Raw genomic sequence first — 14,363 nt, 5'->3', positions numbered from 1 at the left:
AGACTGCACCGTCGGACGCGGCCGGTCGGTCGGCAGCGTCAGCAGCGCCGGCGCACCGCTCAGCGTTTCGCGCCAGTATTGCGCCTGCGCCGCCAGCCGCTCCGGCGTCAGATAGCGACGCTGCCAGGCGGCGTAATCCGGGTATTGCAGCGTCGGCAGCGGCAGCGGATCGGCATCGCCGCGACGGAAAGCGCCGTACAACGCCCCCAGTTCACGCAGCAGAATGCCGGTCGACCAACCGTCGGAGACGATGTGATGACAGGTGAGCAGGAACAGGTGCTCCTCATCCGCCAGGCGGATCAGCGCGGTGCGCACCAGCGGCCCCTGCGTCAAATCGAACGGTTGAGTGGCCGCCTGACGGCACAGCGTGTCGGCTTGCGCGGGGTGACGTCGCAGATCGTGGAACGCAAGCGGCAGCCCGTTTGCCGGCAAAATCTGCACCTGTGGCCGATCTTCCCGGGTGATGAACCGGCTACGCAGCGATTCGTGACGCGCATAGAGCGCATCCAGACTATGTTGCAGCGCCTGCCGATCCAACCGGCCGTGCAACCGCAGCGCCAGGGGGATATGGTAGGTTTCGCTCATCCCCTCCAACTGGGTCAGGAACCACAGGCGTTGCTGGGCGAACGACAGGGGCAATTCGCCGTCGCGCGCCACCGGCAGTATCGGCAGCGGTTCCTGAGCCGGCGCAACTTCCAGCGCCTGCGCCAGCACGTGCAGTACCGGGCTGGCGAACAGCGCCTGCAACGGTAACAGCCATCCGGCCTGTTGCACGCGGTTAGCCAGGCGCACCGCCATCAGCGAATGCCCGCCCAGTTCGAAGAAGTGGTCATAGCGACCGACGCGCTCTACGCCCAGCAGCTCGCGCCAGATTGCCGCCAGCAGGTTTTCCGCCTCGCCCTGCGGCGGCGCATAGGCTTCACGCACATAGGCGTCGACCTGCGGCACCGGCAGAGCCCGCTTGTCCAATTTGCCGTTGCCGGTCAGCGGCAACGCCTCCAGCCAAACGTAAGCCACCGGCACCATATAATCCGGCAGCCGCGCCTGCAGATGCTGACGCAGCCCGGTCGCCAGCGTAGCGCGTTCGGCTTCCGGTGCCGGTACCACCCACGCCACCAGTCGCTTGCCCCCGTCGCCATCGTCAATCGCGTCCACGGCTACGCTGCGCACGCGCGGATCGGTACTCAGCTGTGCCTCCACCTCGCCGCATTCGATACGGAAACCGCGGATTTTTACCTGCTGGTCATTGCGCCCCAGGTATTCGATATCGCCACCCGGCAGATAGCGCGCCAGATCGCCGGTACGATACATGCGCGCACCCGGCGCCCGGTTGAAAGGATCATCGAGAAAACGTTCCGCCGTCAATTCGGGCCGGTTCAGGTAACCCCGCGCCACCCCTTCGCCGCCGACGTAAAGTTCGCCAATCGCCCCCATCGGCACCGGTTCGCCGTCGGCGCCCAGCAGATACAAGCGCAAATCCGGGATGCGGCTGCCGATCGGACTGGTGGTGATCGCCGTATCCTGCGCCGACAGCGGCCGATAAGTCACATGCACCGTGGTCTCGGTGATACCGTACATGTTGATCAACCGCGTCTGCCGGTTCTCTGGACGAGCAAACCACGGCGCAAGATCGGAAGGCTTCAGCATTTCGCCACCAAACACGATCTCGCGTAGCTGCTGGCGCGCTTCGCTGTGCGCCTGAGCCTGGATAAAGGCTTTGAAGGCGCTCGGCGTCTGGTTCAATACCGTGATGCCGCTGCGGCAGACGAAATGATAAAAATCCGGCGCCGAGCGGGCGATCGCCTGCGGTACGATGAACAGCTGGCCGCCATACAGCCAGGCGCCCCAGATCTCCCAGACGGAGAAGTCGAAGGCGAATGAGTGGAACAGGCACCACCTGTCGGCGGCGCTGAAGTTGAACCAGGCGTTCGTCGCGCTGAACAACCGCGCGACCTGCCGGTGCTCCACCATCACCCCTTTGGGTTTGCCGGTCGAGCCGGAGGTATAAATCACATACGCCAGGTGTGCCGGGCGCACCCCGACGTCCTGCAGATCGTCGCTTTCCCCCGTCAGTGGCTGTTCCAGCGCCAGCACCGGCACCTCGCAGTCACCCAGCGCTTGTCGGCCGAGCTCATCCGCCAACAGCAGCACCGGCGCTGAGTCCGCCAGGATGTACTGTAGCCGCTCGCCGCTATAGGCGGGATCCAGCGGCACATAGGCGCCGCCGGCTTTGAGGATCCCCAGCAGCCCGACCAGCATCGGCAGCCCGCGCCCGGCGCACAGCGCCACCAGGCTGTCCGGCTGCACGCCAAGCTGTACCAGCCGATGGGCCCAACGGTTCGCCTGGGTATTCAATTCCGCGTAGGTCAGGCTGTCATCGCCATACGTCACCGCGATCGCCTCCGGCGTCCGTCTGACCTGTGCTTCGAACAACCGGTGCAGACAAGCCGCCGGCGAGTGTGAAGCGACGGTATGGTTGAGGCCCTGCAGCAACTGCGCGCGCTCTTCCTCGGAAACCAGACTGAGTTCGCCGACGGTGCGACGATGAGAACCCGCCCTCACCGCATCGTTGAGCAGCATCAGCAGATGTTGCGTCGCACGCAACATCTGTTCGTCAGCCACGGAGGCGGCGTCGTAGACCCAACGGAAAGCGCCGTCAGCCTTGCAGATTTGCAATACCGCGCGCGAGCCGGAAGCCATGATGGCGGCAACCCCCTCGTCTTCACGCTGCAACCCCTGCGCCGAGCGCCGGCTGACGATCGATACCGCCGTCGGCCAAGTCTGAGGCGCTCGCAGGTCCGCATCGCGCGTCAGCAACGCGGGATGATAATCGGCATGAGCGCGCAGCTGGCTATATTCCTGTTCCAGCGCGGCCAACGCCTGCTGGAAATTGCCGGTGTGATCAACAGAGACCTGCAGCGGCAGCACGCGCGCGCTCAGGTGAGCCCAACGTCCCCAATTCCGATCGTCCGGGGTGATCCACCCCAGCTGAAAATCGGTTTCATTGCACATGCGCGCCAGATAAAGGGTTGCTGCCGCCAGCACCTGCTCGCCGGCAATTTTTTCTAGGCGCTGCCAGGCTGTCGCCTGCCAGCGTGCGGGAAGATCCGCCTGGCGGCCAGGCCCCGGCGGGAACGGCGCCGGATAATAACGCGTCAGACGCGGTTGCCAAAAAGCGGCGCTATCGGCGCTGGCGCCATACGCCGCGCCTAACAGCGAGGCTTCGGCAGCGTTAATCGTCGGCAAGACCGAGCCGACAGACAAGCCGCAGGCCTGCGCCAGCGCATCGCCTGGCTGAACCGATCCGTCGGCGCGCAAGAACGGCCCGACGCGCACCACGCCGGGGTTCGCGGCAATCACCCAGCCGTCGGCCTCGACGTGCAGCAGGGTACCGGGCTCGGCCTGCCGCTCATCGCTCACCGCCTGCAGCGCCGTCACGCCCAACACGCGCTCCGCCAGCAGTATCTTCGCCGCGCATCCCGCGCCATGGCTCAGCGAGCTCACCAGGCGCTGCAGCGCCTCAGCCGGGCGATCCCAACGAATGATGCCGCCGGCAGGCGGTTGCCGACGGTTGGTGTAAAAGCTGCCGCCGGCCTCGGCATCCGCCAGCGCCGCCACTTGCCGATCCAACGCCTCGATCGTCCCCGCCGTTGATGCGTTCAGCGCCCGTAAAATAAACTGGAAACGGCGCTGCAAAACATCCAGATCGCCTAATGAATTTGCATAAGCGGCGTCAGAAAAAGTGACGTCCAGCTCATTCGCCTGCTGGTCTTCATACAGCATAATCTGTAGATCGCCGGACGGAATATTCCCGCCATAATACCAACGGGTGCGGCATCCCCAGAAAGGATCGCCGTGGTCGAAAGAAACAATGTTAATTGAAGGGCCAAACCAGGCGGAATCCGTCGCGCCATTGTCACGCCGAATGTCCTCCCCACGATATAATTGATGGCGAACCACTTTTGCTATTTCGGCCGCAACCTTTTGGATAAATTCGGCCAGGCTCAGCTGGGGTTCAACCTTGATAATCAAAGGGACAACGTTAGAGGTCATACCAATACTGTTTCGTTCTCTCGTCCCGGTCACCGGCATGCTGAAATTAAGATATTCACTGCCGGTCAGGCTGTAGAAACATAATGCTACGGCGGCGGCCAATATATGTGCGCGGTGTACGCCGATATTGTCGGCTTGTTGCTGCAGCTGATCCAATGCCTCTTTTTCCAGCAGCTGCGTGTTGCGGTTCATCGCGGCGTCCGGGGTCAATATGGCTCTACGCGACAAACTCTGCGGCGCAGCGGCAGTATATTCCCGCCAAAAAGCCTGATCGGAAGAAAAGCGTGAGGAGTCGCGGTATTTGATGTCGTTTTCATAAAGCAGAGAGAAATTGCAGTTGGCGAATTCAGGGATGACGCCGCCGGACGCCAGCGCGTTATAGTAGGCCGCGATGCGCCGCATCACTTCCTCGGCACTGCGGCCGTCGGTGATCATATGGTGGAAACGCCGATAGAGGACATAGCGCTGCGGGGCGAGCGTAATCACATAAAAACTAAAAGGTTCCTCTCCCGTGGCGCGGCGCGGCAGCGCCGCATCCGCCACCATCCAGCGTCTGGCCGCCTGCAGGGGATCGGGTTCCTTACTGAGATCGAGAGTGAACAGCGGCTCATGGGTGCGTGGCGCGCGGTATTGATAAAGCTCACCGTCTTTTTCCACAAAATGCGCTTGCAGAGCCGGCGTTTCTTCCACGATTGCATCGATGGCTTGCCGCAGCAGCTTAACGTCGAGAGGCCCGTCAACCTGCCCATAGCCCCAGATATTGAACGACAACTCTTTGGAAATGTTTTCCCCCAGCCAGAGTTCACGCTGGGCGATAGTCATTTCATGCAGTTCGACTTTCTCCGCCGCAGCCTGAGCACCGGTACGGAATTCCCCACTCTTCACATCAGTTTGTTTGTTCATAATATTCTCTAGCACGTTTTCATTACGTTAATGAAAGGGACCGTCCGGATTTAGGCAAAGCCTGGCCGTCCGACAGTTCAAGTCAGAATAAAAAACCGTAGAAAAGCTGGGTCTCCCCCCAACTAAGAAAGAATGAAATGGTTAATCCAGAGGTTCCCCCCTGTGCCTCAATTTGTAGAGCTGTGAAGTATAGGAGAGGATATTTTTTTTGGCGAAATGTGCGAAAGGGAATAAATGACCATTTTATTTCCCCGATATTACTCAGGGATGACGAGCGTATTCCTCTTGTATTAATCCGATATAATTAGAGAGAAATTCATATTCTTTTGTATTATTCACCACAGTTAATGTGCAACAATACTTACGATAAGAGCCTCTCCATATCAATAAGTTATACTTTATTGTTTTAATGATAATAATTTATTGATTAATTAATTCATTACCATTAAAAATGAACGGCAATTTTGCCCGCGGCGCATCTATCGTTTTTTGTTATAACGATGGGAAAAATTATGCTGAAAAATTTCTTCGTTTTTTGGGGCGCTCATCGACGGCACCGTTCCCAACGACAGACAATGTAAAATGGGGCGGCAGAGCCCGCCCCGAGAGGTCTTACCACATCAGCCGGCCGATCAGCGGCGCGGCCACCACCGTGATAATGCCGGCCAGCATCATCACCAGGCTCGACACCACGCCCTCCTGCGGCCCCAGTTCATAAGCGCGGGCGGTGCCGGCGCCGTGCGACGAGGCGCCAAACCCGGCTCCCTTGGCCAGGCGGCTGCGCACCGCCAGCCGCAGAAACAGAATGTCGCCCACCGCCATGCCGAACACCCCGGTGATCACCACGAACAGCGCCACCAGATCCGGCTGCCCGCCCATCTGTTTGGCGGCCTCCAGCGCGAACGGCGTGGTAATCGAACGCACCGCCAGGCTGCGCTGCACCTCTTCCGGCAGCGTCAGCAGGCGCGCCAGCCACACCGAGCTGTACACCGCCACCAGCACCGCCGTCGTTACCCCGGCGGTCAGCGACAGCCAGTGGCGGCGGATGATGTGCAGATTCTCGTACACCGGCACCGCAAAGGCGATGGTCGCCGGCCCCAGCAGCCACAGCAGCCAGTGGGTTTCACCGATATAGTCCTGATAGGAGATGTGGGTGACCACCAGCAGCAGCACCAGGATCATCGGCGTCAGTACCAGCGGCATCAGCAGTAACGTGCGGCGGCGGCGGTACAGCTTTTTGTTGGCGAAGTAGAGCGCCAGCGTCGCCAGAAAGCAGGCCAGGCTGAGGATAAAATCATTCATGGCGCTGCTTCCGTCGCTGCAGCCAAATCTCCAGCCGATACACCCTGTCCACCACCAGCCCGGTGGCGCCCAGCGTCAGCATGGTGCTGACCGCGATCACCAGAAAGATCTTCCAGCCCTCGACCATCAGCAGCTGGGCATAGTTGACCACCGCCACCACCGCCGGCACGAAGAACAGCAGCATTTCCGCCAGCAGCCAGCGGGAGCCGGCCTTGACCCAGCTCAGCGGCAGAATGCGCAGCAGGATCAGCGCCAGCAGCATCAGCATGCCGACGATATTGGCGGGGAGCGGCAGGTGGAATTGTTGCACCAGGCGATCGGCGATCAGGAACAGCGCCGCATACAACGCCACCTGAATCGGCACCTGCAAACGGGTCAGCAGGGAGGGGGCAACGCGGCGTAACGCCAGAGACATGGAAGATGACCTCAAACAATAAATTGACGGCCTACAGTATACGCAGCCGGGAAACCACGCCTGAAATGAATTAAAATTATCGACATCATGCCGTCCGGGAATAGTTTCCCGCCGGTAGCGCCCTCAAGGAGAACCCTAACGTGGATGTCCGCACCCTGCGCTACTTCGTTGAAGTGGTGCGCCAGCAAAGCTTCACCCGCGCGGCGGAAAAACTGTTCGTCACCCAGCCCACCATCAGCAAGATGCTGCGGCATCTGGAAGAGGAGCTGGAATGCACGCTGCTGATCCGCGAAGGCCGCAAGCTGCGCCTGACCGACAGCGGCCAGGCGGTGTATCAGCGCGGCCTGACGATCCTCGACGAATTCCGCCAGCTGGAGGCGGAGCTGGAAGACATCAGCTCGGTGAAAAAGGGCGTGCTGCGGCTGGGCATTCCGCCGATGGTGGGCAGGCAGATCGCCGATCTGATCCGCCGCTTTCGCCAGACCTACCCCGGCATCGAATTAAAAATTTCCGAGCTGGGCGGGCTGTCGGTCGAACAGGCGGTGATGTCCGGCGAACTGGATCTGGCGATGACGGTGCTGCCCTTCGATTCGGAACAGCCGCTGACCTTTCTGCCGCTGCTGGGCCATCCGATGTGCGTGGTGGCGCCGCGCACGCCGCAGTGGCTCAACCGCACCCGCATCAATATCGCCGAATTGGCCGACAGCCCGATCCTGATTTATAACGAAGACTTTGCGCTGTACAAGATGCTGATGAAGGCGTTTCGCCAGGCCGGTTTTGAACCGCAAATCGCGGTGCGCAGCGGCCAATGGGATTTCCTCGCCTCAATGGTGCAGGCCGGCGTGGGCATCGCCATGCTGCCGGAGCCGGTCTGCCGCTGGCTGGACAAGGAAAACCTGGTCTGGCTGCCGCTGGAGCCGCGCATGGAGTGGAAAATCGGGCTGATCTGGCGCCAGGGCAGCTACCTGTCGCACAGCGCGCAGGCCTGGATCGCCTGCTGCCGCGACTACTGGCCGCCGCTCAAGTAGCCAAAAAACAAGGGCCGCACAGGCGGCCCTTCGGGAAGAAATAAAGAGGAAAACATGATTCCTCTTCTGAGGTTTACCCTTCGCGCTCGATCAGCAGCGCTTCGAGCAGGTCGAGATCGTGCAGCAGTTTTTGCAGCGTCTCGTTGCTGATTTTCTGCGTGGCGCGCAGGTGGTACAGCTCGCCGCGCTCGGCGCGCAGCGCCGTCAGGCGGAAACGCCGCTCGAGGTTTTCCATCGCCAGCGCATTCTCGATATCGTCTTTCGACGCGATGCGCCGCCGCAGCATGCCCGTCACCCGCGAGCTGACCTCTTTCAACACCTGCGGATCGAGGTTCTCTTCGGTATCGGCGACCAGACGCTCTTCCATTTTATTCACGCTCTCGATCGCCACTTCGGCCGCCATGGCGATCGCCATGCGCTCTTCGTGCTTGCTGGCGCTCTTGTCGGCCACCTGAACGCCGCGCAGCAGCAGCGGCAATGCCAGCACGCCGACGATCAACGACAGCAGGATCACCCCGGCGGCGATAAACACCAGCTGATAGCGCGCCGGGAAGGCGGTGCCGTCGCTCAGCAACAGCGGTATCGACAGCACACCGGCCAGGGTAATCGCCCCGCGCACCCCGGCGAACGACGCCACCCACAGCTCACGCGTGCTGTAGTCGCCGAACTGCAGCGGGCGCTTTTTCATAAAGCGGTTGCTGGCCTTCTTCATCACCCACAGCCAGGTGAAACGCAGCACCAGCAGCGCGGCGTAGATGGTGGCCACGTCGGCGAACAGGTACCAGGTCTGGATGGTCGGATCCAGCTCCGCCTGCAGGATAGAGGTTTCAAGAATGCCCGGCAGCTGCAGGCCCAACATGATGAACACCATGCCGTTGAACACGAACTCCAGCATCGCCCATACGCTGTTGGCGCGCAGGCGCATCGCCAGCGGCGCGTTGCGGATCACGCCGGATTGGCTGATGGTCATCCCCGCCGCCACCGCCGCCAGGATGCCGGAAACGCCGATATGTTCGGCGATCAGGTAGGAGGCGAACGGCAGCAGCAGCAGGAATACGATCTGGGTCGCCGGATCGTCGCCGCTCCAGCGGCTCATCACCCGCAGCGATTTACTGTAGGTCCAGGTGACCGCCACGCCGGCCAGCAGGCCACCGATCGCCACTTTGAGGAACTCGAGGGTTGCGCCGCCCACGGTGAACACCATGGTGCCCATCGCCACCGCGATGGCAAACTTGAGCGACACCAGGCCGGATGCGTCGTTCATCAGCGCCTCGCCTTCGAGCACGCCCATGATCGGCTTAGGAATGCGCCCTTTGCCGACGATGCCGGACAGCGCCACGGCATCGGTCGGCGACAGCACCGCCGCCAACGCGAAGGCCGCCACCAGCGGAATGCCCGGCACCATGGCGTAGATCAGATAGCCGACGCCGACCACGGTGATCAGCACCAGCACCAGCGCCAGGCCGAGAATTTCACGCCCGTGGTGCAGGAATTCGCGCGTTGGCGTTTTCCAACCGTCGGCGAACAGCAGCGGCGGGATGAACAGCACCAGGAACAGTTCGGGATCAAAGTCGACGTGCAGCCCGAAATGCGGCCAGGCCAACAGGGCCCCGATGGCGATTTGCATCAGCGGCAGCGGCACCTGGAACGGCAACATGCGCGTCACTACCCCGGACAGGGAGACCACCAGGATCAAAATGAGGATTGTAAAAAAGATTTCCATGCTTTCCTTAGACTCTACGATTCAGACGACATCGGCTCAGGGCCTGCGTTGGTCCCGATAGTAGATCACTTTTTTTACAGCCGTTAAAGCTTGTTGTGCCTTTCAAAACGCGGTGCAGAGCAGAAGAAGACTTATCTTAAGAAGGGAAATGCCGTGACAGTTTCCCTCGCCCGCCGGGCGAGGGAAGCTGAGGGTCTTAAATCGCCCAGCCGCCGGCGTAGAACGCCACCAGCGCCACGGCGATCAGCACGGTGCCGATGTTCAGCTTACGCCATTCGCCGGAGAAGATGCGGCCGATGACCAGCGAGCTGAAGCCCAGCATGATGCCGGTAACGATGTTGCAGGTCAGTACGATGAACACCGCACACAGCAGGCCGGCCATCGCGTCGACGAAGTCGTTGAAGTCCAGCTTGGTGACGTTGCTCAGCATCAGCAGGCCGACGTACATCAGCGCCGGTGCGGTGGCATAGACCGGCACCAGATAGGCCAGCGGCGACAGGAACAGGATCAGCAGGAACAGAATGCCGACCACGGTGGCGGTCAGGCCGGTCTTGCCGCCCGCGGCGGTGCCGGCGGCGGATTCGATGTAGACCGCGGCGGGCGCGGCGCCCACCAGGCCGGAGAAGATGCTGCTCAGGGAATCCGAGGTCAGCGCCTTGCCGCCGTTGATGATCTGCCCGTCTTTATCCAGCAGGTTGGCCTGCCCGGCCACCGCGCGGATGGTGCCGGTGGCGTCGAACACCGCGGTCATCACCAGCGCCAGCACGCTCGGCAACACCACCGGCTGCAATGCGCCCATGATATCCAGGCTGAAGATCAACGATTTGCCGTCAGCGTCCGCCAGGTTCGGCATGGCGAACAGCCCCTGGTATTTCACCGCCGGGTCGAAGATCAGGCCGATGATGGAAATGGCGATGATCACCAGCAAAATGCCGCCGGGCACGCGCAGTTTTTCCAGGCCGAAGATCACCGCCAGGCCGACCAGCGTCATCACCACCGGGAAGGAGGTGAACGCGCCGAGCGCCACCGGCAGGCCATCCAGCGGGTTCTTCACCACCAGGCCGACGCCGTTGGCGGCGATCAGCAGCAGGAACAGACCGATACCGATGCCGGTGCCGTGCGCCACGCCCATCGGCAGGTTGCGCAGGATCCAGGCGCGGATGCCGGTGACCGAGATAATGGTAAACAGTACGCCCATCAGGAACACCGCACCCAGCGCCACCGGAATGCTGATGTGCTGGCCCAGCACCAGGCTGAAGGCGGTGAAGGCGGTCAACGAGATCGCACAGCCGATCGCCATCGGCAGGTTAGCCCACAGCCCCATCAGCAGCGAGCCCAGCCCGGCCACCAGGCAGGTGGAGACAAACACCGCCGCCGGCGGGAAGCCCGCTTTGCCCAGCATGCTCGGCACCACGATCACCGAGTACACCATCGCCAGGAAGGTGGTTAGCCCCGCCACCACCTCCTGGCGCACGCTGCTGCCGCGCGCGGAAATTTTAAAATAGCCATCAAGCCCGCCGGTTGGTTTTGCGGCGTGGTTCGCTTGAGAGTTCGACATAGGTTACTTCCCCTGTGTTTCATGAATCGGCCCGTCGCAGCAGGCCTGTAATCTCGCCCGCGCCCGATCGTCACGTAATCGTTTACGTCACGTTCCGCATCCTTGCCCTTCTGTCGCAGCGCCAACGGCGATGCGCACCAAGGCAAACGTTTAACTCGCAGCGCGCGGTACGGGTGATTTATGGTGGTTTATTCAAGGCAAACGATTATCCTGCCTTCCATAGCGTCTAATCAACTAAAGATCGCGGCAATTTATGCAGAAAGCGGCGGGAATGACGCCTGTACGATAAAACCGGGGCGACGGGCGCCCCGGCGAACGCCGTCGCGGCAGGGTTATTGCGTCTGCACCGCAGCGGGATCCATATACATCAATTCCCAGATATGGCCATCCAGATCCTGAAAACCGTGGCCGTACATCACGCCGTAGTCCCGCGGCGGGTGGTAGGTGTTGCCGCCGCCGGCGACCGCCTTACGCACCAGTTCGTCCACCGCCGCCCGGCTGGGTTGCGACAGGCATACCAGCACTTCGGTGGCCTGCTTGGCGTCGCCGATCGGGTTCGGGGTAAACATTCTGAATTTGTCGTGGGTCAGCAACATCACGTAAATCGTGTCGCTGACCACCATGCACGCGGCGGTGTCATCGGTGAATTGCGGATTGAAAGTGAAACCCAGGTGGGTGAAGAACGCCATCGAGGCGGGCAGATCGCTGACGGGCAGGTTAACGAAGATTTGCGTAGCCATGGGCTACCTCCGATGAAGAATGACCCCATCGAGTATAGCCCATCCGGTTAGCTCAGCAGGTCGTAAGGGCCGCCCTGCTCCAACGCCCGCTGGTAGGCGGGCCGGGCGTGAATGCGCTGCAGAAAACCGCGCAGTTTCGGGCAATCATCCAACGCGCCGCGCGCCGCCATCGCCTCCAGCGGGAAGCTCATCTGAATGTCCGCCGCGCTGAAGTCGTTGCCGACAAACCAGCTGCCCTTGTTCAGGTGCTGTTCGAGGAATTCGCAGTGCGGCGCGATCTGCTTGTCGAGATATTCGCGCTGCACGCCCTTGCCGATCGCGCCGGCCACCGGCCGCAGCAGCCAGGGGATCGGCGGCTGGCCGAGCCGGCTGAACACCAGTTTCATCACCAACAGCGGCATCAGCGATCCTTCGGCGTAGTGCAGCCAGTAGCGGTATTGCTGGCGCGCGTGGAAGTCGGTCGGCATGAACATCCCTTGCGCGTCATAGGCTTCTTGCAGGTATTCGATGATGGCGCCGGATTCCGCCAGCGTCAGATCGCCGTCGACGATCACCGGCGATTTGCCCAGCGGATGGATCTTTTTCAGCGCCGCCGGCGCCAGCATAGTCTGCGGATCGCGTTCGTAGCGTTGCACCTGATAGGGCACGCCCAGCTCTTCCAGAAACCACAGAATGCGCTGCGACCGCGAGTGATTGAGATGATGAACAATGATCATAAAGAAGCTCCTGTCCGCTGCCACACCAGTTCGCCCACCTGCACGCCGTTGCCGAGCTGCAAGGGCACCGTGCGCAACGTCAGCCGATCGCCGCTGAAAGCGTAAAAACGCACCTGACGGCTGCCTACCCAGTTGGGGAACGAACAGCCTTCGACCTGATGCACCACCCGCTGTTCGCTTTCCTCCACCTGATAGCGGCCGAAGTAGCAAATCATATTGATGAAGGCCGCGCGGATCTCCCGCTCGGACCCCTGCGCCAAATCGTCGGCGGCGAAACGCGGCCGCACGGCACTGTACAGCTGCGCCGCCATCGTGCCGTTGGCCTCATAGTGGATTCGCCCCAACACCTGCTCGCCCAGCGGGTAATTCAGCTCGCCGTTCTGGTTTTTGAACACCGACGACACCAGCGCCCAACTGCCGATAAACGCGTTTACCGTCATTACGCTTCTCCGGTTAAGGATCGTCTGTATAGGGTAGTGGCGATTTTTACCGCACGCCAGCGGATGAAAAAACAATCAATTTATTTGACAGAGATACTCAAAACTCTCCGATTTTTTATTCCGCCCCGTCGCACTATTATTTAACACATCGAGAGACAACGGGCTCTCATCCAATCAATACGCTGAGGAACACATCATGAAAAACGTCAAAATTTTTGCTACCGCTGCACTGCTGGCTACCGCTTCTTTTGCTACCTTCGCCGCTGACCTGCCATCCAGCCAACCCGCTGCAGACGCCCAGAAAATCGGCGTAGTCTCCGTTAGCGGCGCCACCAACCTGAGCGCGCTGGAAAGCGAACTGGCCAGCAAAGCCGCCGCGTCGGGCGCCAGCTCATACCGCATCGTCGCCGCCGGCGGCCAGAACAAACTGTACGGCACCGCAGAAATCTTCAACTGATCGTCGAACAGCCAACCGACGGAAGAAAGAAGCCCCGCAAGGGGCTTTTCTCGTTTTAGCGGGCGTCGAAGCGTGTCGCCAGCTTCTGCAGGCGAAACTGCTCGGTGATGAAATCGACAAAAACCCGGGTTTTGGTCGGTAAGAATTTGGTGGTGGGAAAATAAAGGTGCATGCTGCCGCGATCGACATACCAACCCGGCAACACCCGCACCAGGCGGCCGTTTTCCAGATAGGGCACCGCATTCGGCATGGCGATCAAGGCAATGCCCAAGCCCATTTCCGCCGCCCGCGCCGCCGCCTCCGGCTCGTTTACCGTCATGCCGATCGCCATCGCCGGCGCATGCTGCTCGTTTTCCGCATTGCGCAGCGGCTGATGGCGGATGCGCCCGGTCTGCGGCGAACGGATGAAAATCCCGGTGTGTTGCGCCAGCTGTTCCGGCTGCCGCAGCGGCGGCCGTTGCCGCAGATAATCCGCCGAAGCCACCAACACGCCGTGTGCGGGCGCCAGCTCGCGCGCAATCATCCCCTGAGCCAGTTCGATGCCGCCGCCCAACGCGGCGTCGAAGTGCTCGCCGATCAGATCCACCTGGCGATTATCGAAATGCCAGTCCGGCACGATCGCCGGATAACGCGCCAGAAAATCCGGCAACATCGGCAACACGAAATTCAGACCGAAAGCGGTGCCCATGCTGATCCTCAGGCTGCCGGCCGCCACGCCGCCGCTGCTGCTCAGGCCCTTCAACGCGCACTGAATCGACTGCAGACCACCGCTGACTTCCTGCAAAAAACGCTCGCCCTCTTCGGTCAGGATCAGCTGGCGAGTGTTGCGCTGAAACAGGCGCACGCCAACCAGCGTCTCCAGCCGGGTGACGTTTTTGCCCACCGCCGCCGGGCTGAGGCCCAGCTTGCGGCCGGCGGCGGAAAAGCTGCCGTTTTCCGCGCTGCTGACGAAGCATTCCAGGTGTCCCAGCATACTTTTCCTCTATGGATTTCAAACTAATGGTTTGAACTGATTATAGCTCTTTGTG

Annotated in this window: 11 protein-coding genes; 2 read left to right on the top strand and 9 right to left on the bottom strand. The window is 61.2% G+C overall.

Features of this window, described 5'->3' with window-relative positions; genetic code table 11:
* The 3 genes from AWX27_RS23005 to AWX27_RS22995 form a co-directional block, all read right to left on the bottom strand.
* Positions 1 to 4,956, bottom strand: a 4,956-nt coding sequence (locus AWX27_RS23005) for a non-ribosomal peptide synthetase (RefSeq protein ID WP_156428567.1), incomplete at its 3' end; no start/stop codon positions are given.
* Between the two features lie 612 nt (positions 4,957 to 5,568).
* Complete coding sequence (locus tag AWX27_RS23000) at positions 5,569 to 6,258, bottom strand: LrgB family protein (protein ID WP_004936833.1); 690 nt, start codon at positions 6,256 to 6,258, stop codon at positions 5,569 to 5,571.
* Positions 6,251 to 6,673, bottom strand: a complete 423-nt coding sequence (locus AWX27_RS22995; RefSeq protein WP_004936830.1) for a CidA/LrgA family protein — start codon at positions 6,671 to 6,673, stop codon at positions 6,251 to 6,253. The genes AWX27_RS23000 and AWX27_RS22995 overlap by 8 nt, the downstream gene beginning before the upstream one ends.
* 140 nt (positions 6,674 to 6,813) lie before the next feature.
* Between AWX27_RS22995 and AWX27_RS22990 the strand changes: the two genes are divergently transcribed.
* Positions 6,814 to 7,701, top strand: coding sequence for a LysR family transcriptional regulator (locus tag AWX27_RS22990; RefSeq protein ID WP_025304429.1), 888 nt, complete (start codon positions 6,814 to 6,816; stop codon positions 7,699 to 7,701).
* Between the two features lie 73 nt (positions 7,702 to 7,774).
* Here the strand turns inward: AWX27_RS22990 and AWX27_RS22985 are convergent, their stop codons facing one another.
* From AWX27_RS22985 to AWX27_RS22965, 5 genes are all read right to left on the bottom strand, one after another.
* The gene (locus tag AWX27_RS22985) at positions 7,775 to 9,424 is read right to left on the bottom strand and encodes a Na+/H+ antiporter (protein WP_025304430.1); all 1,650 of its coding nucleotides are present in this window, start codon (positions 9,422 to 9,424) and stop codon (positions 7,775 to 7,777) included.
* Positions 9,425 to 9,620: 196 nt separating this feature from the next.
* Complete coding sequence (locus AWX27_RS22980; RefSeq protein WP_060425178.1) at positions 9,621 to 10,982, bottom strand: NCS2 family permease; 1,362 nt, start codon at positions 10,980 to 10,982, stop codon at positions 9,621 to 9,623.
* A gap of 332 nt (positions 10,983 to 11,314) precedes the next feature.
* Positions 11,315 to 11,722, bottom strand: coding sequence for a VOC family protein (locus AWX27_RS22975; RefSeq protein ID WP_038874298.1), 408 nt, complete (start codon positions 11,720 to 11,722; stop codon positions 11,315 to 11,317).
* Between the two features lie 47 nt (positions 11,723 to 11,769).
* The gene (locus AWX27_RS22970; protein WP_049201475.1) at positions 11,770 to 12,438 is read right to left on the bottom strand and encodes a glutathione S-transferase family protein; all 669 of its coding nucleotides are present in this window, start codon (positions 12,436 to 12,438) and stop codon (positions 11,770 to 11,772) included.
* Complete coding sequence (locus tag AWX27_RS22965) at positions 12,435 to 12,878, bottom strand: lipocalin-like domain-containing protein (protein WP_047570370.1); 444 nt, start codon at positions 12,876 to 12,878, stop codon at positions 12,435 to 12,437. Before AWX27_RS22965 ends, AWX27_RS22970 begins: the two co-directional genes overlap by 4 nt.
* A 196-nt stretch (positions 12,879 to 13,074) precedes the next feature.
* Between AWX27_RS22965 and AWX27_RS22960 the strand changes: the two genes are divergently transcribed.
* Positions 13,075 to 13,335, top strand: a complete 261-nt coding sequence (locus AWX27_RS22960; RefSeq protein WP_025304435.1) for a multiple stress resistance protein BhsA — start codon at positions 13,075 to 13,077, stop codon at positions 13,333 to 13,335.
* Positions 13,336 to 13,390: 55 nt separating this feature from the next.
* On the opposite strand, the gene AWX27_RS22955 is transcribed toward AWX27_RS22960, so the two are convergent.
* Entirely contained in the window at positions 13,391 to 14,308 is a 918-nt protein-coding gene (locus AWX27_RS22955; protein ID WP_049201481.1) for a LysR family transcriptional regulator, read from the bottom strand.
* Positions 14,309 to 14,363: the final 55 nt, after the last annotated feature.

The sequence above is a fragment of the Serratia sp. 2880STDY5682894 genome, assembly GCF_001537385.1.
In the GTDB taxonomy this organism is placed as follows: domain Bacteria; phylum Pseudomonadota; class Gammaproteobacteria; order Enterobacterales; family Enterobacteriaceae; genus Serratia; species Serratia nevei.
Note: the sequence above shows the minus strand (reverse complement) of the source record. Positions and strands in the feature narration are given on the sequence as shown.

Excerpts from the sequence above, each read along its gene's own strand:
- AWX27_RS23000 (WP_004936833.1), bottom strand. The coding sequence starts at position 6,258 with ATGAATGATTTTATCCTCAGCCTGGCCTGCTTTCTGGCGACGCTGGCG.
- AWX27_RS22995 (WP_004936830.1), bottom strand. The coding sequence starts at position 6,673 with ATGTCTCTGGCGTTACGCCGCGTTGCCCCCTCCCTGCTGACCCGTTTG.
- AWX27_RS22985 (WP_025304430.1), bottom strand. The coding sequence starts at position 9,424 with ATGGAAATCTTTTTTACAATCCTCATTTTGATCCTGGTGGTCTCCCTG.
- AWX27_RS22980 (WP_060425178.1), bottom strand. The coding sequence starts at position 10,982 with ATGTCGAACTCTCAAGCGAACCACGCCGCAAAACCAACCGGCGGGCTT.
- AWX27_RS22975 (WP_038874298.1), bottom strand. The coding sequence starts at position 11,722 with ATGGCTACGCAAATCTTCGTTAACCTGCCCGTCAGCGATCTGCCCGCC.
- AWX27_RS22970 (WP_049201475.1), bottom strand. The coding sequence starts at position 12,438 with ATGATCATTGTTCATCATCTCAATCACTCGCGGTCGCAGCGCATTCTG.
- AWX27_RS22965 (WP_047570370.1), bottom strand. The coding sequence starts at position 12,878 with ATGACGGTAAACGCGTTTATCGGCAGTTGGGCGCTGGTGTCGTCGGTG.
- AWX27_RS22960 (WP_025304435.1), top strand. The coding sequence starts at position 13,075 with ATGAAAAACGTCAAAATTTTTGCTACCGCTGCACTGCTGGCTACCGCT.
- AWX27_RS22955 (WP_049201481.1), bottom strand. The coding sequence starts at position 14,308 with ATGCTGGGACACCTGGAATGCTTCGTCAGCAGCGCGGAAAACGGCAGC.